The 25173-nt window shown below is 64.7% G+C and carries 20 protein-coding genes; 15 read left to right on the top strand and 5 right to left on the bottom strand.

From position 1 onward, the window contains the following. Nucleotides 1–8: 8 nt before the first annotated feature. Together VNH11_05600 and VNH11_05595 are read right to left on the bottom strand one after the other, a co-directional pair. Nucleotides 9–3503, bottom strand: a complete 3495-nt coding sequence (locus VNH11_05600) for a DUF1559 domain-containing protein (GenBank protein HVA45845.1) — start codon at nt 3501–3503, stop codon at nt 9–11. 52 nt (nt 3504–3555) lie between these two features. Beyond that, nucleotides 3556–6630: a protein kinase gene (locus tag VNH11_05595; GenBank protein ID HVA45844.1), complete on the bottom strand. Its 3075-nt coding sequence runs from the start codon at nt 6628–6630 to the stop codon at nt 3556–3558. Here VNH11_05595 and VNH11_05590 point away from each other — a divergent pair. From VNH11_05590 to VNH11_05570, 5 genes are all read left to right on the top strand, one after another. Beyond that, entirely contained in the window at nt 6623–7081 is a 459-nt protein-coding gene (locus tag VNH11_05590; protein HVA45843.1) for a hypothetical protein, read from the top strand. The genes VNH11_05595 and VNH11_05590 overlap by 8 nt on opposite strands. 189 nt (nt 7082–7270) lie before the next feature. After that, the gene (locus VNH11_05585) at nt 7271–7735 is read left to right on the top strand and encodes a CBS domain-containing protein (protein ID HVA45842.1); all 465 of its coding nucleotides are present in this window, start codon (nt 7271–7273) and stop codon (nt 7733–7735) included. 194 nt (nt 7736–7929) lie between these two features. After that, complete coding sequence (locus VNH11_05580) at nt 7930–9792, top strand: 2-oxoacid:acceptor oxidoreductase subunit alpha (protein HVA45841.1); 1863 nt, start codon at nt 7930–7932, stop codon at nt 9790–9792. 161 nt (nt 9793–9953) lie between these two features. Continuing rightward, the gene (locus VNH11_05575) at nt 9954–10976 is read left to right on the top strand and encodes a 2-oxoacid:ferredoxin oxidoreductase subunit beta (GenBank protein ID HVA45840.1); all 1023 of its coding nucleotides are present in this window, start codon (nt 9954–9956) and stop codon (nt 10974–10976) included. A gap of 112 nt (nt 10977–11088) precedes the next feature. Continuing rightward, complete coding sequence (locus tag VNH11_05570) at nt 11089–11613, top strand: CBS domain-containing protein (GenBank protein HVA45839.1); 525 nt, start codon at nt 11089–11091, stop codon at nt 11611–11613. A gap of 21 nt (nt 11614–11634) precedes the next feature. Here VNH11_05570 and VNH11_05565 read toward each other — a convergent pair whose 3' ends face one another. After that, entirely contained in the window at nt 11635–11805 is a 171-nt protein-coding gene (locus tag VNH11_05565) for a hypothetical protein (protein ID HVA45838.1), read from the bottom strand. Nucleotides 11806–12157: 352 nt separating this feature from the next. Here VNH11_05565 and VNH11_05560 point away from each other — a divergent pair, with 352 nt between their 5' ends. The 3 genes from VNH11_05560 (at nt 12158) to VNH11_05550 (ending at nt 14444) form a co-directional block, all read left to right on the top strand. Then, nucleotides 12158–12535 (top strand): helix-turn-helix transcriptional regulator, encoded by a 378-nt coding sequence (locus tag VNH11_05560; protein ID HVA45837.1) that lies wholly within the window; start codon nt 12158–12160, stop codon nt 12533–12535. A gap of 269 nt (nt 12536–12804) precedes the next feature. After that, complete coding sequence (locus tag VNH11_05555; GenBank protein ID HVA45836.1) at nt 12805–13413, top strand: DUF308 domain-containing protein; 609 nt, start codon at nt 12805–12807, stop codon at nt 13411–13413. Nucleotides 13414–13616: 203 nt separating this feature from the next. Then, complete coding sequence (locus VNH11_05550; GenBank protein HVA45835.1) at nt 13617–14444, top strand: ParB N-terminal domain-containing protein; 828 nt, start codon at nt 13617–13619, stop codon at nt 14442–14444. Nucleotides 14445–14710: 266 nt separating this feature from the next. Here VNH11_05550 and VNH11_05545 read toward each other — a convergent pair whose 3' ends face one another. Then, nucleotides 14711–15202, bottom strand: a complete 492-nt coding sequence (locus tag VNH11_05545) for a tRNA (cytidine(34)-2'-O)-methyltransferase (protein ID HVA45834.1) — start codon at nt 15200–15202, stop codon at nt 14711–14713. 360 nt (nt 15203–15562) lie between these two features. Between VNH11_05545 and VNH11_05540 the strand changes: the two genes are divergently transcribed. From VNH11_05540 to VNH11_05520, 5 genes are all read left to right on the top strand, one after another. Then, the gene (locus tag VNH11_05540) at nt 15563–16048 is read left to right on the top strand and encodes a hypothetical protein (GenBank protein HVA45833.1); all 486 of its coding nucleotides are present in this window, start codon (nt 15563–15565) and stop codon (nt 16046–16048) included. A 10-nt stretch (nt 16049–16058) separates the two neighbouring features. Continuing rightward, nucleotides 16059–16991 (top strand): hypothetical protein, encoded by a 933-nt coding sequence (locus VNH11_05535; GenBank protein HVA45832.1) that lies wholly within the window; start codon nt 16059–16061, stop codon nt 16989–16991. 106 nt (nt 16992–17097) lie between these two features. Further along, the gene (locus VNH11_05530) at nt 17098–18297 is read left to right on the top strand and encodes a 2,3-bisphosphoglycerate-independent phosphoglycerate mutase (protein HVA45831.1); all 1200 of its coding nucleotides are present in this window, start codon (nt 17098–17100) and stop codon (nt 18295–18297) included. Between the two features lie 157 nt (nt 18298–18454). Continuing rightward, on the top strand, nt 18455–19834 hold the full coding sequence (locus VNH11_05525; GenBank protein ID HVA45830.1) for a DUF1501 domain-containing protein: 1380 nt from the start codon (nt 18455–18457) through the stop codon (nt 19832–19834). A 15-nt stretch (nt 19835–19849) separates the two neighbouring features. Continuing rightward, on the top strand, nt 19850–21073 hold the full coding sequence (locus VNH11_05520) for a molybdopterin-dependent oxidoreductase (GenBank protein HVA45829.1): 1224 nt from the start codon (nt 19850–19852) through the stop codon (nt 21071–21073). Between the two features lie 314 nt (nt 21074–21387). Here VNH11_05520 and VNH11_05515 read toward each other — a convergent pair whose 3' ends face one another. Next, on the bottom strand, nt 21388–21609 hold the full coding sequence (locus tag VNH11_05515) for a DUF433 domain-containing protein (GenBank protein HVA45828.1): 222 nt from the start codon (nt 21607–21609) through the stop codon (nt 21388–21390). Nucleotides 21610–21755: 146 nt separating this feature from the next. On the opposite strand from VNH11_05515, the gene VNH11_05510 reads away from it, so the two are divergent. Both VNH11_05510 and VNH11_05505 read left to right on the top strand, forming a co-directional pair. After that, nucleotides 21756–23840: an SNF2-related protein gene (locus tag VNH11_05510; protein HVA45827.1), complete on the top strand. Its 2085-nt coding sequence runs from the start codon at nt 21756–21758 to the stop codon at nt 23838–23840. Continuing rightward, a complete protein-coding gene (locus VNH11_05505; GenBank protein ID HVA45826.1) occupies nt 23841–24926 on the top strand; it encodes a hypothetical protein in 1086 nt (361 codons plus the stop codon). It begins immediately after the preceding gene. Nucleotides 24927–25173 lie beyond the last annotated feature (247 nt).

Raw genomic sequence — 25173 nt, 5'->3', positions numbered from 1 at the left:
ATCACACCCTACTTCTTCGTCTGCTCCGCCAGCCAGTTCTCCAGCTCGATCTGGACGCCCTGCGGGGCCAGCACCATCAGATAAGACGAAGCGGCATCGACCTCCAGCGCGCCGGCGCCGCCCATTTCCAACCACGTCGCCGGCGAGACTTCTTTGCGAATGCGAGCAGCGAATTCGTCGGCCGGCTCCGCTTGCAAGAAGCTCTCCGCCGGATAGAACTCGACGTCAAGATCGTCCGACACCTCGCGGGCCGAGGTGATCTGCAGCACTTGCCCGTCGACGATCCGGTAGCCGAGTTCGAGCGGCTCCAACAAGCGGTCGAGCACGTCGGCCAGCGGCTCGCGGTCGGTCGACAGCGTGGCTTCAACTTTGGGCGAGCGCTCCACGGCGGCCAGGCCCAGTCCGTCGAACACGATCGCAATGCCGGCCGCTTTCTGCAGTTGTGCGGCGATCTCGGCCAGCGGCACCGGCTCCGAAAAATTGACCGTCACGTTGCCTAAGAGCTTTTCGCGCGCCATCGACCAGCGCGTGGCCAGCGACGCGGGCCGCCTCTCGCGGCGAGCGACCGGCAGTTGACGCGCCAACCGCAGCTTGTCGAGAAAACCGCCGACTTGCTGCGACACGCTCGGCGTCTGCTTCACGACCAGCTCTCCCTCGGCGGCCTCGATCGAGCCCGGTCCGCCCGACGTCTGCCAGGCCGTCGGCACCACAAACCTCTCGACCAGCTTCGCCAGGTCGCTCTCGTGCTGTTTCGACGAAGCCACCAGGTCGGCCACTTTGAACCGCACGGTCTCCACGGTCTCTTTCAGCCGCCGGGCATCCATCACGATGAGCTGCTTGCCGACCATCACGTACTTCAGATCGTACGGCCGCAGCCCTGCGTCGAGGATTTCGCCGATGGTGGCGTTCGATAACTTCAGCGAAACCTTCGCGGCGGGATCGACGCCGGCCTGGGCCAGCGACTCGGCGTCGAGCGTCATCGGCACCGTGCTAAGCTGCGACAGCAAATTGAGCAGATCCGTCAGCGTCGTCTTCAGCTCGATTCCCGGAATCGTGTCGTTCAACCGGGCCGCCATGCGTTTGTCGGGTTCCTGAGGGACCGGCCGCGTTCGTTTCGCGCTACGTTTTTCAGCCGTTTTGGCTCGTGGCGTAGGTGTCCTCGCTTGCGCGGGCTGACGCGGAGGCAGACCTCCGTCAGGCGTGCTCGCCTTAGCAACCGACGGATCCGGGTCGCCGCCGTGGATCGTCGCCAGCCGCTCCAGAACCGCGGGATCGATGTCTTTGGAAAGAAAACGCACGGAGCCGTCGGCCATGCCCACCAGCATGCCGTCGGGCTGTCCGCTGCCGAAGCCGTCGGGGCCGTTGATATAGGGACGCTGCGTCAAGCCGCGGACGGTGGCCGCGCCGCCGGCCGCCCAAGGGCCGAGCTTGCCGCTGACGCCCGCCAAGGCAATCGTGTTCGATGCGCCATCGGGAATCTCGGCGGGCGTCGGCCGCGACCGAAAGCCAAACACGCCCGCTCGCGCGTCGGTGGCCTCGAGCTGCCCGGCGTCGGCCCCCAGACCGGCCACGCCGACGTAATGCGTGACCGGAAAGTCGGCCGTTGTCTTGGACGGACCCAACGCCGGGTTGGTCATCACGTCCAGCGGCTGCCGCGTCACGCGCTGGTTGAGCGGATCGTTCCAGGCACGGGCAAAGTTCAACTCGCCGTGCCAATCGAGATGTCCGTAATAAGGCAGAAGCGTGGCCTGCCAGCTCAGTCGCGTTTCGGGCGCGAGCAGCGTCGCTCCGGCGGCGCCGGCGGGCCAGGCACGCTCGGCCTTGACGTAGCCCGCCAGTCCGGCCAGCAGGAGCTGGTGATGTTCTTCGTCCAACCGCCGCACCGCCGCCAGCCGGCGGACTTCCAGTTGGGGAATGCCGGCCAGAAAGCCCGCCGCCAGCTTCGCGAGATCGCCCTGCCACGCCAGGCGGGCCCAGACCACCTGATCGCGAAGGCCGGAAGTGCGGTCGGCCAAGGCCGATTGGCTGCCGGCCAGAAACTGTTTCAAGTCGCCGGCCAGAGCCGCATTGATCTCACCGGCCAGCAGTTTGTCGCTGAGCGAGTCGGCCTCGCCGGCCATCGTCCCTTCCACGGCTTCGAGCACGCGGTCCAGCGCGGCATGCACTTCTTCGGCGCCGGAGGCACCGTCGCAGGCCAGTTCCAGCTCGACGTCGCCTTGTTTTCCCAGGCTGATGGCCAGGCGGAAGGCCAGGGGCATCGTGCGCAGCAACTGCCAATCGTCGGCTTCAGCGTGCCACAGCTCGACCACCGGCATCCAGTGCGGCACGGCGTCGGCGTCGCGAAGGGCGCGCAAGTCGAGCAGGGCCAGCGCCGCCGCCTTGGCATCGGCCGCGTTCAGCAACTCTTCGAGCGCCTCGTTGGCCAGCCGGTCCTCTTCGCGAGCGGCCAGCTCGCGCAACAGCGGCCCGGGACCGGTCACCACCGTCCGCTTGTCGATCACCGCGAACGGATTCGGCCAGGCCCGCGATTTCAGTTCTCGCGCCGGCGCCTTGGCCAGCGTCCAATCGAGCGGCACGCCGTCGCGCAGCGCGGGCGAAGCGGCGTCGAGCGGCTTGTCGAGCTCGATGGCCACGACCCCTTGGGTCAGCCAGTCGTTCCCGCGCAGCGCACGAATATCGACCGCCGACCAGGTGGCGCGGTCGATCGACTGTGGTTCCAGCCCCAGCGACGACACGAGCTTGTCCAGCGCCGCTTGCCAGATCGCAGCCGTGCGGTCGAGCACCACGCGTGCCGCCGGTTCCGCCAGCAGCAGCTTGGGACGCAAACTGACCACGGCCGCCGCGTTGCTGGGCAGCCAGCGACGGGCCAGGCGGACCGGCTCAGGCACCGGCTCGCGATCGGGCGGCGGAGTGGCGGGCGGCGGCGGTGCCTCAATGGGGGGCGCCGGCTCGGTGGCCGCCACCTCCGGCGGAGGTGGCACCTCATCCGGCGAGCGACGAAAGAACCAGACTGTGGCGGCCAGGGCCACCACGAGTGTCGGCACGCCCGCCAACAAGCCCCATTTGCCCCATGCGGCCGCCGCGCCACCGCCAGCCACCGGTGGAGCGGCCAGCGGACCGACCTCCGAATCCTGCATTGCCGCACCCGCCAGCGCGGAAGCCGAAATGCTCGAAGAGGAGCTTGCGGAGCTATCTGCCAGACCGCCCGACGAATCGCCGAACTTCAGGCCGCCGCTGCTGGAAGGCGTCGCGGCGCCTTCGGTCAATTTCTCGCCGGGCTGAACCTGGTTTTCCCAACGCCGCCGGCCTGACGTACTGGGGGCATCCGAGGGCGCGGCGGCTCCTTCGACGGCATCGGCGGACGGCGGTTGCCAGCCCGCGGGTGCCGCAACCTGCACCATGCTGCTGCACTTGGGGCAATTCAGAATCTGTCCGATCGCGGCCCTATTGCGCACCTTCAGCCGTGCGCTACAGGTCGGGCAGACGATCGAAAAAAGTTCCACGGCGATTCTAATTGTAGGGTGGGACCAGCGAGCTTGCGAGCGCCGGCCCACCCTACTTCACGGTTTCCAGTTCCGGCGGGAGCTTGTCGCCGCGCTTCTTCACGGCGGCCCGCGTCGTCACATACAGCACGTCCTCGCCACCGCCTTCCTTGGGCTTGATGACATAAACCAGTTTACCGTCTGGATTGGCCAGCTTCATGATTTTGCGCAGGATTTCGTCGGCCGGCTGGTCTTTCTCCTCCAGACCGAACGATTGGTTCTTGGTGATGCCCTCGTCGCGCAAATCGTTGCCCAGAATGACGATCTCCACGCCGATGTCGTCGCCGAGCAGCTTCATCGACATCTCCAACGTGTTGCGCGGAAAGCTAAGCGTCGTTTTTTTCTTGAGCTTTTCGGCCACGGTTTGCGGCTTGGCGGCCTGGGCGGTCGACGCCACCGCGGCCACCGGTCCGCCACTCCCGACGTTTTCCAACAACGCCAGGTGCGCGCCCAAGGCCAGGTTGTGGGCCGCCACGACGGGCAAGTACGCCCGCATCACAATCTGCTTCCCTTCGATGCCCAGCCGCGTGTAGTGTTGCAGCACATCCAACCGGTCTTTGTAATCCCACAACACCGGTTTGCTGTAGGCCGACAACTGCAGAACTTGGAGGTAGTCGCTCACTTGTCTGGGCAATTGGGCCACGCGGCGCTCGAGCTCGCGGGCCGCGCTCTGTGCCGGCCGGCCAAAGTTATCGTACAGCCGCAACTCCAGGAACAAGCTGTCTGCGAGATGGCAACTCAACAGCAGGGCCTTGGTCAGTTCCAGCTTGTGATCGCTGTCCTCCATTTCCAGAAAGTTCCGCAACGGTCCCAGCAGCTTCGCTCCCTCATCGACGAACAACGCCTTGCCGTCGGTCAAAGGGAAATTCGGCGCCGCCAGCAGCGTAAGCTGGCGCTGGTCGTCGCTCGATTCCAACAGCACTTCGACTTCGCGCCTCAGCGGCGGAGCTTCGCCGCCGGTTTTGAGCATTTCGCGCAGCTCGGCTGCCGGCGCGATCACCAGCAGCTTGTCGCCGCCGCTGGCGGGCACATAAAACGCCCGGCCCGCCCGAACATAAATCACCTGCCCTTCGATCTCTTCCGACTTGGCGTCGCCCCAGGCGGTCCGCAAATCGTCGAGATTGAATTCTTCACTGGCACGCGCGACCAGGGCCACGCGCGGCGGGCCGGGACTGCCGTCGAGCAGGCCGATCACGACCGTCTCAATCTGATCGAGCGTCTTGCCGGTCAGCTTCGGCAGGTCGTCGGTCATCCACTGGCTGATCGTGCCGAGCGTCTTCTTGTCGATCAGCTTTTCCCATTCGGCCTGCCCCGCCAGCTCGGCCGGACGAAGCGCGAGGACGACTTGGACGCCCGGCGGCAGCCACGCCAGGTTCAACGGCGCACCATGGGTGGGCGACTGCCAGATTAACTGCTTTTGGTCGATGCTATGAATCGGTTCTGTGGCGGCGCTCCCTTTTTCAGAAAGATGAATGTCCTGCGAGGCCGGATCCTCTTCAGAATCATCGGCTGCGCCCTCCTCGTCCGGCTCAGTTGGCCGGACCGCGGCGACTTCGTGCTTCGTCGGTTGCGGCTGCTCTTTTTCGTCATCCGGTTGCAGAAACCAGACGATTCCCAGCAGCACGACAACGGCCGCGCCGATGACACCCAGCGTGGCAGCCGTTTGCCCGCCCTTTTTGGCGCGCCGCTGGGCGATTGCCGCGGCTCCGCTGGGCACCGCGACGACCGCCGGCACGGCATGGACGACCGGCGGCGGCACGGCCCGGAGCGGCGCCGCCGGATACGCGGTTGCCGGCGGCGGCTGCACGTGGCCGGCTGCCGGCGCAGAGGCCATCGCCACGCTCGCGGCCATCGGCTGAACAAGGGGTGCCATCGGCACTCTGCCGGTCATTCCACCGCCGTTGGCGCCTGCCACGGGCACGCCAGCCATGACGGGACGCGCGGCGAGCGGCGGCGCAGCTTGCGGTGCGGAAGCCTGCGGAGGATTGACGGGCGTTGGCCCGCGCCGCGGTTGCTGCAACCAGGCCTCGTAGGCCGCCAGCGTTGCTGGCGGCGCCGTTTGTGGATCGGCGCCGGAATAGGCTTGCAGCACTTCGGCCACCGCCGCCGCGTCGGGATAACGCCTGGCCGGATCTTTCTGCAACAGATAGTTCAGCACTTGCGTCAGCGCGGCGGGCGTCTCCGGGTTGAACTTGGTGATCGCCGGCGGCGCCTCTTGATTTTGCCGCGCCAGCTTGCTTTGGCGGTCGCCGCCCGCCAGCGGCGGTTTGCCGGCCAGCAAGGTGAAGAGCAAGCAACCGAGGCTGTAGACATCGCCGCGCGCGTCGGCCAATGCGGCGGGGCTGGCCAATTCGGGCGCCAAGTAGTCGAGCTGCGCCTCGATGCTGGCGGGCGGCTGTCTTGGCGAAAGCGGGTCGCCGATCAAGGGAAACTGCAAAAGCTTCGTTGCACCCGACTCTTCGAGCCAGACATTTGCGGGCCGCACGTGGCCGTGCGCCTGGCCCAGCGCATGGAGCCTGGCGAGTCCCAACGCGGCCAACCGCACCATCCGGCACGCGATCGACACCGAGAAACGGGCGTTGGTTTGTTTAAGGCGTTCTTCCAGCGAGTCGCCTTGCAGGTCTTCGACCACCAGGAACTTAAACGTGCCGAGATCGACGAACTGATAGCAGCCGCTCAGCCGAGGCTCTTGCTGACTGGCCTGTCGGGCAACCGCCACTTGCGGCATCAGACGTGCCAGCGCCTGGGGATCTTCAAGCGATTTCCCGGCCAGGAACTGAAGGCAAACCGGATGCTGCGTCGGCTGATGGCGGGCACGAAACAGCCCTGCCAGCCGGGTACTTTCGACCCGATCATAGACAACGTAATCGCCGTAAAGGAACGGCCCCGGCTTGCCGGAAAGCAACACCTTGGCCTGATAGCGCGAGAGCCGCCCGGCCTCGATGAGCAGCGTGGCCACTTGCCGTAAATCACTCAGGGCACCCGGTTTACGGCGTGCCAAGTTATCGGCGACCTGCCGCACCTGGTCGGGCGTAAGAAGGCGGCTTTCGGCCAGCAGCTTCCAAAAATCGGCGACGGAAATGCTCATTTGGACCGGCGGTAGCTGGGTAGTCTGGAATCGTGCCTTTTTCGAGGTGGCTGGGGCAGAGCTGGCCGCGTTCCCTTGGCCATTGCCAAAACGGGCTGCCGGCCAGCGATGCCCCGGTGGTGCGAACGAGCAGGAATTGGGGCTTGCCTCGCGTGCGCTTGAGGTTAGTATGCGCCTCGTTGGCACGAGCGACAATGCCCTCGTTCGCTCGTCCCCTTATAATCTCCGCCAAGTGCCAAGTTCGAAAGTGATAGCCTTTTTGAGTCCAGCCGGGTTTTTGCTGGAACGGCTGTGCGAAATTCGCTATGAAGACGGGCGAGAATTCCACGAAGCGGGCCTGCGTATCACAATAGATACCCTGCACCGCTTTGAAATATTCGTCGGCGGGATCCTTGCCGCCATCGGCTCAGGCTGGGCCGTTCTGTCTGCTTGGCTCAAGCCGCTTCATTAACGAACGCACGCGCGAGGCGAAACGAACCAGAATCAGGTCCTGGCCGCTACAACCGTTCCTCTCGGAAAATTCAGCCAACTTGCGGTTTAAATGCCCGGCCCAACGTGGTAGAGTTTGTAGAAGCACGGCAGTAGTCGCGGGCGGCGAGCCAAGAATTCCTCGGTCCGTCGCCCGTCGCAGGTGAGCAACGTGGATCTTGAACTGAACTTGACGACTGAGTCGGTAGAGCTGACCTCGCCTCTGCCGGTCGTCAGCGTTGCGCCGGAGACGCCGGTCCGCGACGTGTTTCAGCGACTCAAAGGCGAGGGGCGCGGCAGTGTGCTTATTTGCCGCGAGGGCGCCTTGGTCGGCATTTTTACCGAACGCGACGCCCTCCGCCTGATGGCCCGCGGCGGCAATCTCGACGCGGCGATCGAAACCGTGATGATCCGCGACCCGGCCACCCTCCACGCCAACGCCACCGTGGCCGAAGCCGTCGAACGCATGTCGTGCGGCGGCTATCGTCGCATGCCGATCGTCGACGATCAGCACCGTCCGCTCGGCGTGGTGCAGGTGTCGGGCATCGTGCATTACCTGGCCGAGCATTTTCCCAAGACGATTTACAACCAACCGCCCGTTTCGCATTCCGTTACACAGCACCGTGAAGGTCCGTAAGAGCAACCGCTGGCAACGCTTGACGATTGCCGCCGGGTGCTACAATCAAATAGATACTCCCCCGCCGCACTCTTTCGGCCGGCCGCGTGCGTTGCCGGCTTGACCCCTCCTTGATCCGTTTTGCTCTCGATCGCTTTTTTGCGCCGCCCCACGGCGCCTCTTTGACTTGGATTTTAAAGGAACAGTAACGAGACATGGCTACAATCACCGACGGCTCTAAACCGGTCGTGGAACTCGAATCGGCCACGGTCCGCTTCTGCGGCGATTCGGGCGACGGCATGCAGTTGGCCGGCACCCAATTGACCAACACCTCCGCCCTGGCCGGCAACGACGTCGCCACTTTCCCCGATTTTCCGGCTGAAATTCGCGCTCCCCGCGGCACCAAGGCCGGCGTCAGCGGTTTTCAGATCCATTTTGCCAACAAGGACATCTACACGCCGGGCGACCAGGTCGAAGCGCTGGTGGCCATGAACCCGGCCGCCCTGGTCACGAATTTGTCCGACCTTGTGCCGGGCGGCATTTTGATCGTCAACCGCGACGCCTTCGACGGGCAAGGCATGAAGCAGGCGGGCTATCACACCAGTCCGCTGGACGATGGCAGCCTCTCGGAGTATCAACTCATTCAGGTCGACATGACCAAGCTCACGCGGCTGGCCGTCGAAGGTTGTGGTTTGGGACAGAAAGAAAGCGACCGCTGCCGCAACTTCTTTGCCATGGGGCTGGTGTTCTGGCTCTACGATCGCTCGTTGGATCCGACGCTCCGCTATATCGACGCCAAGTTCGCCAAAAAGTCGCCCGCCGTCGCCGATGCGAACCGCAAGGCGCTGATGGCCGGCTACCATTACGGCGAGACGACCGAAGCCTTCGCCGCCCAGTACCACGTCAACCGCGCGGAGTTGCCGCCCGGCGTCTACCGCAACCTCACCGGCAACGAAGCCACGGCCTACGGGGTGATGACCGCCGCCAAGCGGAGCAACTGCGAACTGTTTTTAGGCAGCTATCCCATTACGCCCGCCAGCGACATTCTGCACGAGCTGTCGCGGCACAAGAACTTCGGCGTTCGCACGTTTCAGGCCGAAGACGAAATCGCCGCCATCACCGCCGCCATCGGCGCGGCCTTCGGCGGGGCGATGGCCATGACCACGTCCAGCGGCCCCGGCATCGCCCTGAAGCAAGAGGCGATGGGGCTGGCCGTGATGACCGAGCTGCCGCTGTTGATCATCAACGTACAACGCGGCGGGCCGAGCACCGGCTTGCCGACCAAGACCGAGCAGGCCGACCTGTTGCAAGCCATGTTCGGCCGCAACGGCGAATGTCCCATGCCCGTGATTGCCGCCCGCAGTCCCGCCGATTGCTTCGACGTGGTGCAAGAGGCCTGGCGGATTGCCGTGCGGTTCATGACGCCCGTGATGGTGCTCACCGACGGCTACCTGGCCAACGGCTCGGAGCCGTGGCGCATTCCCGATGTGGATTCCATGCCGCCGATCGAGGTCAAGCATCCCACAGCGGGCCACAACGGCGACGTGTTTCATCCTTACGAGCGCGACGAACGGCTCTCGCGTCCCTGGGCCCTGCCCGGCACGCCCGGCCTGATGCACCGCATCGGCGGCCTGGAAAAGCAAGACATCACCGGCAACGTCAACTACGAGCCCGACAACCATCAGCACATGGTCAACACGCGGGCACGCAAGGTGGCCAACGTGGCCAACGACATTCCCTTGCAGGAAGTCACGGGGGCCGAACACGCGCGGCTGCTGGTGGTGAGTTGGGGCGGCACCTACGGCGCGTGCGCCACGGCGGTGCGCGAAGTGATTGAATCGGGCGGCCCGGTTGCACACTGCCATCTTCGCTACCTGAACCCGTTCCCACGAAACCTGGGAGAGATTCTCAGTCGTTACCAGACCGTGCTCGTGCCGGAGCTGAACCGCGGGCAACTGCGGCTCTTGCTGCGGGGCGAGTTCCTGGTGGACGCGATCGGCTTGAACAAGGTCAAAGGCAAACCATTCACTGTGGCGGAGGTGGTGGACAAAATCCAGGAGCTGCTGGCCGGCGACTAGGGACGTGTAGGGTGGGACCAGCGAGCTTGCGAGCGCCGGCCCACCACGCATCAGCGCCGCTGGTGGGCCGGCGCTCGCAAGCTCGCTGGTCCCACCCTACCGCGACTAAGGAACATCCACATACAATGTTGACTTCATCCAGAGAAAAGGTACTGAAACCCATGGCTACCGATACCGCGTTGCCGGTGCTCACCGCCAGCGATTTTGCCAGCGACCAGGACGTGCGTTGGTGCCCCGGCTGCGGCGACTATTCGATCCTCGCCCAGATGAAAAAAGTGCTTCCCACGCTGGGCATACCGCGAGAAAAGACGGTGTTCATTTCGGGCATCGGCTGCTCCAGCCGCTTTCCGTATTACATGAACACCTACGGCATGCACTCCATTCACGGCCGGGCGCCGGCCGTGGCCACCGGCCTGAAGGCGAGCCGGCCCGACCTTTCCGTGTGGGTCATCACCGGCGACGGCGACGGCCTGAGCATCGGCGGCAACCACCTGATGCACTGCATTCGCCGCAACCTCGACATCAACATCATCCTCTTCAACAACCGCATCTACGGCCTGACCAAGGGCCAATATTCTCCCACCTCGCCGGTCGGCAAGGTGACCAAGAGCACGCCCATGGGGGCGATCGACAATCCCCTGGCCCCGCTGTGCATCGCCATCGGCTGCGAAGCGACCTTTGTGGCCCGCTCCATCGACACCAACATCAAGCACCTGGGCATGGTGCTGAAGCGGGCGGCCGAGCACCGCGGCATCTCGTTCGTCGAGGTCTATCAGAACTGCAACGTGTTCAACGACGGCGCCTTCGAATACGCCACCGACCGCGAAATGAAGTTCGACACCACGCTCGAACTGGAACACGGCAAGCCGCTGATCTTCGGCAAGAACCGCGACAAGGGCATCCGCCTCAACGGCATGAATCCGGAGACCGTTCAATTGGGCAAGGGCATCAGCGAAGACGACCTGCTGTTCCACGACGAGCGGGCGCCTGAGCCGACGCTGGCCTACCTGCTCAGCCGCATGCGTCATCCGGAGTTTCCGGAGCCGATCGGCGTGTTCCGCGACGTGGCCAAGCCGAAGTACGACGAGCTGATCAACGCTCAGATCGCCGAGGCCCGCCAGACCAAGGGCGAGGGGGATTTGCAGAAGCTATATTATTCGGGCGACACCTGGACCGTCGAGTGACTGTAGGGTGGGACCAGCGAGCTTGCGAGCGCCGGCCCACCAACAAAAGGCGTCAGGACAATCCGAGTCGTGCCTTCCTGACGCCTAATGCCTTTTCCCGCGGAGATTCACCATGACCGAATGCCCTTACTGCGGCGTCGAGAACATTGACGGGGCCGATCATTGCGAGGAGTGCCAGCAGCCGCTCGATCATCTCTCGAAGCCGCGGCCCCGCTCGGCCGTCGAGCGCAGTCTGGCCAAAGACCGCGTTTCGTCGCTGCAGCCGAAGACGCCCCTGACGGTCGCCCCCGAGCAAACGGTGGGCCAAGTGCTGCAGTTGATGGCCGAGCAGCAGGTCGGCTGCGTGATCGTGGAGCGGGGGGAGCAGCTTCTGGGCGTGTTCAGCGAGCGCGACGCGCTCGACCGCTTGAACGTCGATTTCGCGGCCCTGGCTCAGCGTCCGGTCTCCGAGTTCATGACTCGTTCGCCCGAAACGGTGGAACGCGAGGCGCGGATCGCCTTTGCCGTTCACAAGATGGACGTGGGCGGCTATCGTCACTTGCCGGTGGTCAGCCAAGGCCGCGTCGACGGGATGATTTCCGTGCGCGACGTGCTGCGTTACATCACCCAAAAGCTTCGCTCCGCCGACGCCACGTAGTGGCTCAGCGCGGGTTGCGATTCAGCGCGCTTGCCAGCCGCCGCCCATCATGATGATGATGGGCTTTGAGGTTGATATTGCCCGGTTCATCACAATTGTTATAATCGAGGGAACCGCGGCCTGGGTTACAGCACAATCATTTGGGATCTCGATGACGATCCGGTCGGGAATGTCCAGCACATTGCGGAGCATGATCTGGCGAAGGAGGAAGTCGAAGACGTACTGGCTAATCCAGAAGGCAGGACGACGAACCGGTCGTCCGGTCTGCCGGTCGTCTTCGGCTCGACTTCAACCGGACGCTTCATCGCGGTCGTGTTTCAGGAAATTGACGACGACACAGCAAGGCCGGTGACGGCCTATGACATTGACGAATAGTCGCGACCGAATTAAGGAGTAAAGCTTCGCCGAACCCGTTCCCATTTCCACACTAACCCGAAGCGCAAGCGAGGTTTTGCCGCCTTTTTCACGTTCCTCGCTGGCGCTTCGGGTTGGTGTAGGGCGCCTGCGTACCGGGTTCGGCGAAGCTTTACATTAAGGAGCGCTCATGCCATCAAAGAAGATGCAACGCATTACCGGTCCGTGTAAATTGACGGCTGAGGAGGCCGCCGACGTCCGCCGTTTGCGTGAGTTGGTGGAAAAAGACAAAGACGAGATCATTGCGCAAGGGCGCGAGTTGCTTGCGGAAAAGCGTAGAGAGCAAGCCGCCCAGCGGGGCACCGCCACGCTTGGCGAACGGATCAGGACCGCGCGCGAGGCCCACGGGCTCACGCAGGCGGAGTTGGCCGCGCGCGCCCGCGTGGCGCAAGGCTACCTCTCTTATCTGGAACAGGACCAGCGGGAGCCAAGCCTTTCCATTGCCGCCCGCATCGCTCGCGAGCTCGACATTCCACTCGACGAACTGGCCGGCGCCGTTGGGTCGTAGCGAGGTTATCGTAAAATGGCGACCCAGATGCGGTCGATAGGCTGTGGTATCGCGATCGTCGTTGCGTCGGCGCTGGTGCTGCCGCCGCTCGTCGCGCTGCCGATCATTTATATAAACGGTTATCCGGCCGCCCCACTTTCAATCGGCGGAGAATTTGTTTGCTTGGCCCCTGCGGCCAAAATATACTACAGCCGAAGCAGGGACCGCTGCGACTGCACGGTTCCGCATCCATTCGCAAGCACGCAACGGCCACAGAAAGGTTCCTTGTCATGAGCGTCGAGCAACCGTCTGCCCCTTCGCCGCCCGGCGGTCCGCTGGCCGCCGCGGTTCGTCACGAGCTGGCCGCCGTCGGAGAGCATTGGTGGTGGTTTCTACTTTTGGGCATCGCCATGATCGTGCTGGGCACGGTGGCTCTCGGCTCGTCCTTTTTCGTCTCGGTCGTGACGGTCGTGTTCTTCGGCTTCCTGCTGCTGACGGGCGGCGTGATCCAGATCATCAGCGCATTTTGGGCGGGCCGCTGGAGCGGCCTGCTGTTACACCTGCTCATCGGCATTCTCTACGTTATTACCGGCTACATGATCGTCGACGCCCCGGTCGAGAGCACGGTGCAACTGACCTTGGTTGTGGCCTTGTTTCTGCTGATCAGCGGCCTGTTCCGGATTGTGGCCTCCCTTATGCTGAAGTTCCACGACTGGGGCTGGGTCCTGTTGAACGGCATCGTGACCCTGCTCTTGGGCCTTCTGATCTACAAGCATTGGCCCTACGACGGGCTGTGGGTCATTGGGCTTTTTGTCGGCATCGACATGATCTTCAACGGCTGGGCCTGGATCATGTTGTCCCTCGGGTTGCGCTGGGCCAAGAATAACGTCGGCCCGTGACCCCAGTCGGCTTTGCGGAGGCGAGAGTGGGACCCGCCTCCCCGAAAGCGCGAACACCAACAAGCGCCAGCCGGCGGCCGGCCGGTCGTTGCGAGCTATGCAATAAAATTTGCGGATCGCCTCTTGACAATACTGAACGCTTGATACAATACGGGTAGTCGTGTTGTGTTCTAAAGTCCACTTTTTGCATTTGGAGGTGTTTCATGTCCGGTGAAGAACAGTTGGTTTCTCTTGAAGTCGCGAAGATCCGCACCGACGGCGGCACGCAGGTCCGCGAGCAGATCGACGGCCTGGTCGTGGAAGAGTACGTCGAGCGCATGCGCTCGCCAGACGTCTTTCCGCCGATCGTGGTCTTTTTCGACGGCCAGGATTTCTGGCTGGCGGACGGCTTTCACCGCTTCCGGGCCCATTCTCGGTTGGAGCATCCGACGGTCGAGTGCCGCGTGCTTCAGGGCACGCGACGCGACGCGGTGCTGTTCGCCCTCAAGGCCAACAACACGCACGGCCTGCGCCGCACCAACGCCGACAAGCGCCACGCCGTCAAGCTGGTGCTGGCCGACGAAGAATGGTCGAAACGGTCGAACCGCTGGATCGCCGAAGTGTGCGGCGTGGGTCATGACCTCGTGGGCGGGCTCCGAGGGCAACTGGCGGATTCCGCCAGTTTACCCAAAGAGGGGGTGGCGCGCGTGGGACAAGACGGAATCGTTCGACCAGCGGGCCGAACGACGAGCGAGCCGGTTCCCGCGACCGGCGACCGCGTCCAAATTGCCTTGAGCGCGGCGGAAAAGTTCGATCGCTGCCTGGTGGCTTTGAAGAAGCTGGCGATGGCGGTGGAGCATTTGGCCCTGGTGCCGGGCGGCAATTATCTGCGGGCCCTCCGTCTGGACGATTTCCGCACGAACCTTCGTCAGTCGGCCGATTACCTTGCGGCGATGCGGCCGTCGGGGCGCTGTGACCTCTGCGGCGGGGACGGCTGCCAGTTCTGCAGCCAGCTCGGCTGGGTCTGCGCGGCCGTCGAGCCACGCGGCTGAAATCGTCGGCCGGCCCACCAAACGTCGCCTTTCGCGGAGCGAAAGGCGACGATACGGTGGCTGGGGCAGAGCTTGGCCGCAACCGTCGCGACCTTCAGAATACGCTCTGCGGCCAAGCGATGCCCCGGCGCGTCAAACCGGGGCATCGCTTGGCCGCGGAGCGTGCCCTAAAACCGGGCCGAAGCTGGCCAAGCTCTGCCCCAGCCACCGACCGGTCCTTCGATCTATCCATCAATCGACCCATGACAGAGCGCTACGTGCCGCCTTCACTCGCCATCGCCAAGCCTCACGCGCGCAGGGGTCCATTGCCGCTGGGCTTCGAACACCGCCACCGCCACGGCGTTCGACAAGTTCAAGCTGCGCACTTGGGGACGAATGGGTATCCGCAACAGCCGCTCGGCGTGCTGCTCGGCCAGCGCGGGCGGAAGTCCGGCCGATTCGCTGCCGAATACCAGAATATCGCCCGGCTGGTAAGCCACGTCGAGATAACTGCGGGCGGCGAACTTGCTGAACAAATAGGGTGGCCGCCCGCCGAGCCGCTCGACCAGCATCGCCCAGTGATCGACCACTTCCCATTCGAGGTGCTCCCAATAGTCGAGACCCGCCCGGCGAAGATAATAGTCGTCGACGCGGAAACCCAGCGGCCGCACCAGCCAGAGCTTGCAGCCGGCGGCCAGGCAGGTGCGTCCCACCGCACCGGTATTGTGCGGAATCTCCGGTTGGTGCAGAACAATGTGCAGCAGCGGTTCGTAGCTCACTCATCAAGCGATAACACGCCGGGCCATGAGCGTCAACGGTCAACGCAGATTCGCCAGTCAGCCAGGGTCGCCTTATGCCCGGTGAAAACCTCGACCTGTCGAGCGAGCCGCCCGGCCCCCGCAACCGGGAACCGGCGAGGCGGTTTGTCGGAATCCATTTTGCGTGCTGCGACGTATATAGCCGCGTCTACGTCAATCGCGAGTCGACGGCCTATGAAGGCAACTGTCCCAAATGTTCCAAACGGGTGCGGTTGCGGATCGGGCCCGGCGGCACGGATTCGCGGTTTTTCACTGCATATTGAGCCAATCGGCGTTTTTCGCTACCTTGCCCCCGCGCCGCGGTCCCAACAGATAAAGACGATGGATTACGAAGTCGAGCGTTGCACCCGGCACTGTGCCGCCAGCGGCCGGGAACTGAAGGAGGGCGAGGAGTTTTATTCGGTGCTGCTGTCTGAAAAGCGCGACGTGCATCGCTGCGACTACGCGGCCGAAGCCTGGAGCGGCCCGCCGGAAGCGGCCCTGGCCTGGTGGAAGTCGCGGATGCCGACGCGCGAAGCGAAAAAGGGACAGCTTGCGCCGAATGAGGTGTTGTTGCAGTTGTTCGCCGAGTTGGACCATGTGCCCGAAAAGGCCGACATGCGGTATGTGCTGGCGTTGCTGCTGGTCCGCCGCCGGGTGTTGCGGCAAGAGGACGTCGAACGCGACGAATCGGGGCACGAGGTGCTCGTACTCTATTCGCCTCGCGACGAGAGTACGCACCGCGCCGTGGTGGCCATGCCCGACGAACCACGCACCGATGAGATTCAGACGGAGCTCATGAAGCTCCTCTATGCGGAATGTGTGTGAAGGAGCCGACGTGATACGCTTTTCGCGATGGGCCTTGCCGCTGTTGGTCGTGTTGTTTTCGGCCAGCGGTGCGGCTTGCCCGCAGTTCGTCAACACCTACACCGTCAGTCAGCCGCGGGTGTTGCCGCCCTCGGCCACGATGTTCGACGTGATCAACACCATCAACACCAACAGCGGCAAGATTCAATCGCTGGCCACCGACGACGCCTCCATCAGCGTTCCGTTCATGCCGTCGCTGCGGGCACATTTGTATCTCGATCGCCCGCGCCGCTTCCGCCTGCTGGGCGAGACCGCCCTGACCGGTCCCGAGGCGGACCTGGGCAGCAACGACGACGTGTTCTGGTTCTGGATCAAACGCCACCCGCAGCCGGCCGTGTTTTATTGCCGGCACGACCAGTTCGAGACGAGCCTGGCCCGCAATCTGTTGCCGGTCGAGCCGACGTGGGTCATCGAGGCGCTGGGCATCGTGACGATCGACCCCGCGGCCCAGCATGCCGGGCCGGTCAACAGCGGGCAAGGGCGGTTGCGGTTCGAGACGGCCGTCGATTCGGTTCACGGCCGCATGACCAAGGTCACGGAGGTCGACGAGTCGCAGGGCTGGATCGTGGGCCAGCACCTCTACGACAGCCAGCGCCGGCTGATCGCCAGCGCGCTGGCCAGCAATCACGGTCGCGATCCGAACACGGGGGCCGCTTTGCCCGCCCGCATCGAAATTCAGACGCCGGCCACCGACACCGCCCCGCAATTCTCGATGCGGCTCGATCTGAAGAATGTGCGGCTGAACCAGTTGCCCGCCAACCAGTCGCAGCTTTGGACCTTGCCCAGCTATCCCGACGCGCAGCCGCTCAACCTGGCCGATCCGAACCTGCGGATGATCGACCCGCGCTCGCCGCCGCCCGTCAACTCCGCCGGTCAGGCATTGCACCGGCCGCGGCAATACTGATGAGTCATTGTGCCGGCCCGGCAATTTGGTACGAATAGGCGTAGCCGGGGCTTTGTGCTCTTTGTGTGCTTTGTGGTTTAGTTTCGTTGGAATTGGAAGCAACTCGATGCACGAACTTACGCGCGAACTCTTCGTTAAGAACGACTCTAAAATCGTCATGCTGGTGGCCGACGGACTGGGCGGATTGCCGCTGGAGCCGGGCGGAAAAACCGAGCTGGAGACGGCACACACGCCCCATCTCGACGCCCTGGCCAAAAAAGGCGTGTTGGGCGCAAGCATTCCGGTGTTGCCCGGCATCACGCCCGGCAGCGGTCCCGGCCATCTCGGCCTGTTCGGCTACGATCCGCTGAAATACGTGATCGGCCGCGGCGCGCTGGAGGCGACGGGCATCGGTTTCGAGCTTGGCCCCAACGACGTTGCCGTGCGCGGCAACTATTGCGCGCTCGATGCGCGGGGCAACATCAGCGACCGCCGGGCGGGGCGCATCGCCAGCGAAGAGAGCGCCCCCTTGGCCGACGTGCTGGCGACGGTGAAGATTCCCGGCGTCGAAGTGTTCGTCAGGCCGGTCAAGGAGCATCGTTTCGTGGTGGTCTTCCGCGGCGAGGGACTGGGCGGCCACGTACACGATACCGATCCGCAGAAGACCGGCGTGCCACCGCTCGATCCTGTAGCGGCCGATGCAGCCAGTACCAAGACGGCCGACGTGGCCGGCGAGTTTATCCGCCGGGCGACGCAACTTCTCGCCAGGCAGACCAAGGCCAACGGACTGACGCTGCGTGGCTTCGCCGCCAAGCCCGACCTTCCGAGCTACGAAGAAGTTTATGGACTGCGGGCGGCGGCGATTGCCGTCTACCCAATGTACAAGGGGCTGGCCCGTCTGGTGGGCATGCAGATCGTCGGCAGCGCTCAGACGTTGGACCAGCAAATCGACGTGCTGAGCGAGAACTGGAGCAAGTTCGATTTCTTCTTTCTGCACTTCAAATATACCGACAGCACCGGTGAAGACGGCGCGTTCCAGAACAAAGTGAAGCGGATCGAGGAGTTGGATGCCGTCGTTCCGCGCGTGACCGCCTTGAATCCCACGGTGCTGATCGTCACCGGCGACCACAGCACGCCCAGCTTGTTGAAAAGCCATAGCTGGCATCCCGTGCCGACCCTGCTCTACTCCGCATGCTGCCGCAGCGACGATTGTCAGTCGTTCTGCGAGCGCGAGGCCGTACATGGCGGGCTGGGCCAGTTCGAAGCCAAATACTTGATGCCGCTGGCGCTCGCCAACGCCGGCCGGCTCGGCAAATACGGCGCCTAGCATCGGACCGGCGCGCGCGTAAGGTGGGGCCAACGCTCAAACCGGCGGGCGACTGCGGTTTTCGCGGTTTGACTTTGCGGCGGCCAGCATTAGCATGGCCGCGCGTATCTTGCCCAGATCCAACCCGATCGCGCACAATGGCGGCAGGAACCGCACTATGGCCCGCCCGTCCTTCCATCGCAGAACCTTTCTCGGCAGTTGCGCCGCCGGCGCCGCGCTGGCCTTGCGCGAACAATTGGCCTGGGCGGCGCAGGCCCACGGCGGCCATCCGCTGGCGCCGCGCCCGGCACACTTCCAACCGAAAGCGCGGCAGTTGATCTTCGTGTTCCTGACGGGCGGCTTTTCGCACGTCGATACTTTCGATCCCAAACCCAAGCTGGCAACCGACCAGGGCCGCACGGTCGGCGGCAACGAGCTGCGCGGGGCCGTCCGACAGCCGCTGCTGGGCTCGCCGTTCCGCTTCACGCGCTGCGGCCAAAGCGGACTCGCCGTGAGCGAGCTGTTTCCGCAGCTTGCGGGAGTCGCCGACGAGTTGTGCGTCATCCGTTCGCTGCACACCGACATCGTCGAGCACTTCCAGGCCACGCTGGCCATGCACACCGGCTCGGCCACCGTGCCCCTGCCGAGCATCGGGGCCTGGCTCAGCTACGGCCTGGGCACGTTCAACGCCAACCTGCCGTCGTATCTTGTGCTGGCCGAGCATCTGCCCTATGCCGGCGCCCAAGTGTGGGACAACAACTTTCTGCCGCCTTACCATCAAGGCGTGCGGATCGTGCCCGGCGACGAGCCGATTCCGGACCTGCGCTCGCCGGCCCGCAACGCCTCGCTGGCCGAGCTGGAGCAGAGGATGCTCCGCGACGTCAACGAAGCCCACGCCGCCGGCCGGCCGGGCGACCTGAACCTGCGGGCACGCATGAACAGCTTCGACGTGGCCCGCGGCATGATGCGCGAGGCGCCCGAAGCCTTCGACCTGGCGCGCGAGACGGCGGGCACGCTGGCCGCGTTCGGCGCATCGCCCGGCGACAACCGGTCGTTTGCGGCCCAATGCCTGTTGGCCCGGCGGCTGATTGAACGCGGCGTACGCGTCGTCGAGCTGATCGACACCGGCTCGCACGACAACTGGGACGCGCACGGCGACGTACAGCAACATCGCGGCAAAGCCCAGCGGGTCGATCGGCCGCTGGCCGCTTTGCTGCGCGACCTGCGGCTGCGCGGCCTTCTCGATCAAACGCTGGTGGCCGTTTGCACGGAGTTCGGCCGCACGCCGTGGTCCGACAACGGCAAGGGCCGCAATCACTGGCACCGGGCCTTCACCTGCCTGTTGGCCGGGGCGGGCGTCAAGGGCGGCATCAGCTACGGCGAAACCGACGAGTATGGCATCGAAATCGCCGCCGACGCCTGCCACGTATACGACTATCATGCCACCATCCTGCACCTGCTGGGCATCGACCACGAGCGGCTCACCTATCGCTATGCCGGCCGTGACTTCCGCCTGACCGACGTCTCCGGCACGGTGCTGAAGCCGATCCTGGCGTAAGACAAGGAGCCGGATATGAAGGGTCATCTTTCGCGACGCCGATTCTTGGAGACCACGGCATTGGGGAGCGCCGCCGCGCTGGCCGAGTGGCCAACCGGCTTGTGGGCCGCTGAAACCGACGCGGCGAAGCTGATCGCCGGCAAAGACGCGCGGCTGATGGTACACAACACCAAGACACTGGAGATCGAAACGCCGCTCTCGCTGCTGCGCGAGCACAGGCTGACGCCCAAGAACATTCTGTTCGTTCGCGACAATCAGGAGTTGCCCGGCACGCGGACGCTGAAACCTCTCGACGATGCCGATTGGCAGTTCGAGATCGCGGGGCTGGTCGAGAACCCGCGCACCGTGACGCTCGACAAATTGCGCGACATGGAGCAGATCGAAGTGGAGATGGTGTTGCAATGTTCGGGCAACGGCAGGGCCAACTTCGCCCGTGCCGCGGCGGTCAAAGGCTCGCCCTGGAGCGAGGGAGCTGTGGCGAACGTTCGCTTTGGCGGCGTGCGGCTGAAGGGGCTGTTCGATTCGCTCGAACTCGGCCTGGCGCCCGACGCGCATTACCTGACCGCCGAGGGAAAGGAGGGGCCGCCCAAGCCCGCGGACGCCGACTTCGAGCATAGTCTTCCGCTCGACGACGCCCTTTCGCGGTCGATCGTGGCGCTGACGCTGAACGGCGAGCCGATTCCCGCCGCGCACGGTGGGCCGGTGCGGCTCGTCACGCCGGGCTACTATGGCACGATGCACGTCAAATGGCTCAGCCGCTTGCGGTTGGAGACGCGCGAGACCTACAACCATCACCAGCGACGCCGCTACCGCACTCCGCGCACGCCGATCGAGCCGGGCAGCAACTTCAACTATGATTTCGACAACAGCGACGCCAACTGGCGGATGCGGATCAAAAGCACGATCTTTTCGCCGCTCGACGGCGAGTCGGTCGCGGCGGGCGACGTCGCGGTGCGCGGCGTGGCGTTCAACGACGGCGAGGTGAAGATCGACGCCGTGGAGCTTTCGCTCGACGATGGCCGCAGTTGGCGCCGCGCACAGATCGAGCGTCCCGAAAGTCCCTATGCCTGGTATCCCTGGACGGCAACGCTGACGTTGAAGAAGGGCAAACAGCGTCTGCTGGCGCGCGCCGTCGATGCCTTGGGTCGCACGCAGCCGCTCGACGGCGCGGTCGGTTGGAACCCCGCCGGCTACGCCTGGAACGGCGTCCATAGCGTGGAGTTTCAAGTGATCGGGTAGGCAGCTTGCGATGCGCGGTCTGCCCCTCAGTCAAATAAAAAGCGGCCGGCCGCGCCGGCCGAGGCAAACGGCTTCAACGGGCCGCTATCGGCTGGCACCCTCGGGCTGCCTCTCCGCGAGCAGTTTCTTGGCGGTTTCGTCGCGCGACTCTTTGAGCAGCGCGAAACGGGCGCGCAACGGGAAGGGCAAATCGGAAGTCCGCATGTCCTAGGCGACAATCGGCACCGCTCGTTTTCCCATTCCCATGGCCGCCCCAACTCGAACAGAGAATTCCCGTCATAATCGGCGGGATAAGTTCTGGTCGAACAGCAGGCTCATACACGCAACCGCCGCTCACGGTCGGCCGCGAAGGCCAGGCAGGCTTGCAAATCCTCGGCCGTCAGTTCAAGAAAGTCGGCCAGGACTTGGTCAGGAGTCATGCCTCCCGCCAGATATTCCAGCACGTCCTGCACCGTGATCCGCATTCCGCGAATGCAAGGCTGGCCGCTCCGCTTGCCCGGCTCAACCGTAATCCGCGATCTCCAATCATCGTTCATAGCACATAGTCATACAGCTCCAAGACGGCCGGCTCCAGCAACACCGGGTCAACTGACGGCCACGGTCCCCCTTGCCGCCCGCGCGGTCGAAGTGTTAAAGTGACGCATGCGCGTCGAGATTTAGTTCCCGCCAAGGAAGGTGCCGTTTGGCTCAAGCGTCGTTTCCGCCGCTGGTCGCCGCCGATGAGTCGGCCTGCCAACCGGGCGATCGGTTCGCGCTGGAATGGTCAAGCCAAGAGGGGCGATTGCTGCTGCCCGAACCCCTTCTCTCAGGACCGGCCTCGCTGGAGTCGCTGTGCGATGAAGAAGAAAAGCCGGTCGGGTTCGTCATCGATCGCGCGACGGGCGAGTTGGTGCTGCGCAGCGGCCGCGGCCCGACGGCCGGCGCGGCGGTCGTCTGGCTGCAGTGTATCGGCCCGCGGTCCTGTCGAATCGTGGGCGAGCCGCTCGCGGAACTCGAAGCGTGCGAGCGGACGACCGAATCGGGCTGCCGGATTCTGTTCGACGTCGAACACGATCGTTCGCTGCTGGGCGAAGCCGCCGGGCAGCGGGCGAATTTGGCCGAATTCGAGCTGGCTCTGCGGGCCGCCCGACTGGCCACGCACGGGGGGTTCGACCAGCTCCTGTCGTTGCCGCTGGTGCGCGACATGGAGTTGCTCGAACATCAGTTGCGCACCGCCAAGACGGTGTTGCGGCGAATGCGCGGCCGGGCCATGCTGTGCGACGAGGTGGGCCTGGGCAAGACGGTCGAAGCCGGCCTGGTGCTCTCCGAACTGGCGCTGCGCGGCTTGGCCCGCTCGGTGCTGGTGCTCGTGCCGCCGTCGCTCATCGAACAATGGCAGGGCGAGCTGCGCCGCAAGTTCTCGCTCGACTTCGTTACCCACGACGACGAGGCCTTCCGCGCCCGCGGCGCGGCGGCCTGGTCGGAGGTCGACCGCGTCATCGCGTCGTTTCACACCGCCAAGCGCGAACCGCACCGCTCGGCCATTCTGGCCCGCTCCTGGGACCTGATCGTCGTCGACGAGGCGCACCACTTCCGCAACCGCAACACGCAACTTTGGCGGTTCGCCAGCGCGCTGAAAAAACAGTTCATGCTGCTGCTCACGGCCACGCCCGTGCAAAACCACCTCGACGAGCTGTTCAATCTGGTGACGCTCTTGGAGCCGGGCCTGTTGAGCACCGCCAAGCAGTTCGAGCGGCGGTTCGTCGATCGCCGCGACAAGCTCACGCCCAAGAACGTCGAGCAGCTTCACGAGCTGCTGAAAGAGGTCATGGTCCGCAATCGGCGGAGCACGGTCGGGTTGCAGTTCACGCGGCGGTGGGCGAAAACCGAGCGGTTGGCGTTTTCGCCCGGCGAGGCGGAGCTCTACCGCGGCGTGACCGAGTTCGTCCGCGGGCGGCTGCGCTCGGCCGAGAACCCGGCCGGGCTCTCGCGCGCCGCGCTCATCACGCTGCAGATGGCGCTGGGCAGCAGCACCGAGGCGGCCGCCGGCACGTTGGAAAAGATTTCGGAAAACAGCCGCCTGCCCGGCGACGTGCGGCAACCGCTGGAACAGCTTGCCGCCGAGGCGCGGCGGCAGCCTTCGCGCGCCAAAGTCGATCGGCTGCTGGCGCTGCTCGGCGAGTTTCCCGACAAGATGGTGATCTTCACGCAGTTCCGCCGCACGCAGCAGATGCTGGCCGAGCGGTTGCAGGCCGCCGGGCACGAGCTGGCCCTGTTTCACGGCGGACTGACGCGGATGGAGAAAGAGGCCGCCGTGGCCCGGTTTCGCGGCCCGGCACGGCTGCTGCTGACCACCGAGGCCGGCAGCGAAGGCCGCAACCTGCAGTTTGCCCACGCCGTGTGCAACTACGATCTGCCTTGGAACCCGATGAAGATCGAGCAACGCATCGGCCGGCTCAGCCGCATTGGGCAAAAGCACGACGTTCACGTGTTCAACCTGGTGGCCGCCCAGACGCTGGAAGCCGCCGTGCTGCACCTGCTCGACGCCAAGCTCAGCATGTTCGAGTTGGTGATCGGCGAGATCGACATGATCCTCGGCAACCTGGAGGAAGAAGAAGACTTCCAGGACTTGATCGCGCGGCAATGGGCCGAGGCCGACGACCCCGACGATTTTGGCCGGCGAATGGAGGCGCTGGGCGACCGCTTGTTGGCGGCCAAGCAGGCCTACCTGGAGCAACGCGCCCACGACGACCGATTGTTTGGCAACCGCTTTAGTCCGGAGGCATAGATGTCCGGCCCTGGCTCCAACCTGGAATCGTTCGTCCGCGATTACGTCGAAGTGACCGGCGGCGTGTGGGACGAGATCGAACCGCAGGTCTACGATCTGTTGCTCCGCGGCGGCGGCGACGCCGACGGCGAGCGAGAGGTGATGCGCGTCACCTTCGACCCGGAGGCCTTGCCCGAACATCCGCGGGCGCAACTCGCCAGCTTCGGCACGCCGCTGGTGAACCGCTTGCTGGAGGATGCGGTGGCCCGCGGGCAGGGCGCGCGGTTTTACTTGCTGGGGCTGAACCTGGCGCCGCACCAGCTCGCGGCGCGGGTCGGCCGGGCGCTGACGTTGTCCGACGGTTCGATGCTGTCGATCGAGCGCGTTCGGCCGTTGCACTTTCCGCAAGCGGTCTATTGGTTCGAGGCCACATTTACCAGCGACCAGAAGGAAGAAGAGTTGCTGCCGGTGGCGGTCGATTTGCACTATGGCCGGCAGGTGCGCCATTTCGAGCAGCTTCTCGACGCCTCGCGGCTGGCCGACGCGCCGTCGCTCTGGTTTCCCGACGCGCCCTGCGTCAGCCGGACGGCCGCCTATCAAACGGCCCGTGACGAGGTGGCCCGCACGCTGATCGGCCTGGCCAATACTCGGTCGCGTGAGCTGAGCGAGCACGTCGAGCGACAAATCGAGCGGATGCGCCGCTACTACGACGAGCTGGCGACCGAACTCGATGAAAGCGTCCGCCGCGCCGCGGCCCGAGGCGCGGATGCGGCCCGCTTCGCCGAACGCAAACAGGCGGTCGAACGGGAGCGCGCCTTGCGCATCGACGAGCTGCGCCGCAAGAGCGTGCTGTCCGTCCGGTTGCGGCTGTTGAACTGGCTGCTTGTGCGCCAGCCGAAGTTGCTCGTCAAGGCCAAGCTGCGCGGCGCCGACGGCAAAGCGGGCCAATTCGAGTGCGTTTGGGATCCTCTCGGCGAGTCTCTGGAAGCGGTGGCCTGCGCGGCATGTGGCCGGCCCACGTTCGAGCTGGGGCTTTCTCAGTCGGTCGGCGTGGTGTGCCTCGACTGCCGCTCACCATCTCCCGCCTCTCGCCGCCGGCCGAGATGACGTTGCCAGCATGCGGAAGACCAGCCTTTGGTAGTGGCCTAAGATCGAGTTGCCGAAACCGGCGTGGTCAGTTTGACGTGACGCTCTGCAAAATCGTAGGCAGCTTGAGCCTATCTTCCGCAGGTCGCGCCGGGGATTTCGGCGGGGTTTCCGCGGTCGAGCGGGCCACTTCGCGCGGCCGCGCGCCCAGGCGATCCCGGCTGAGTCGGCAACCGTTCGCCGAACACCCGCTCGCTACGATTCTCAC

The sequence above is a fragment of the Pirellulales bacterium genome (assembly GCA_035533075.1).
GTDB lineage: Bacteria > Planctomycetota > Planctomycetia > Pirellulales > JAICIG01 > DASSFG01.
Note: the sequence above shows the minus strand (reverse complement) of the source record. Positions and strands in the feature narration are given on the sequence as shown.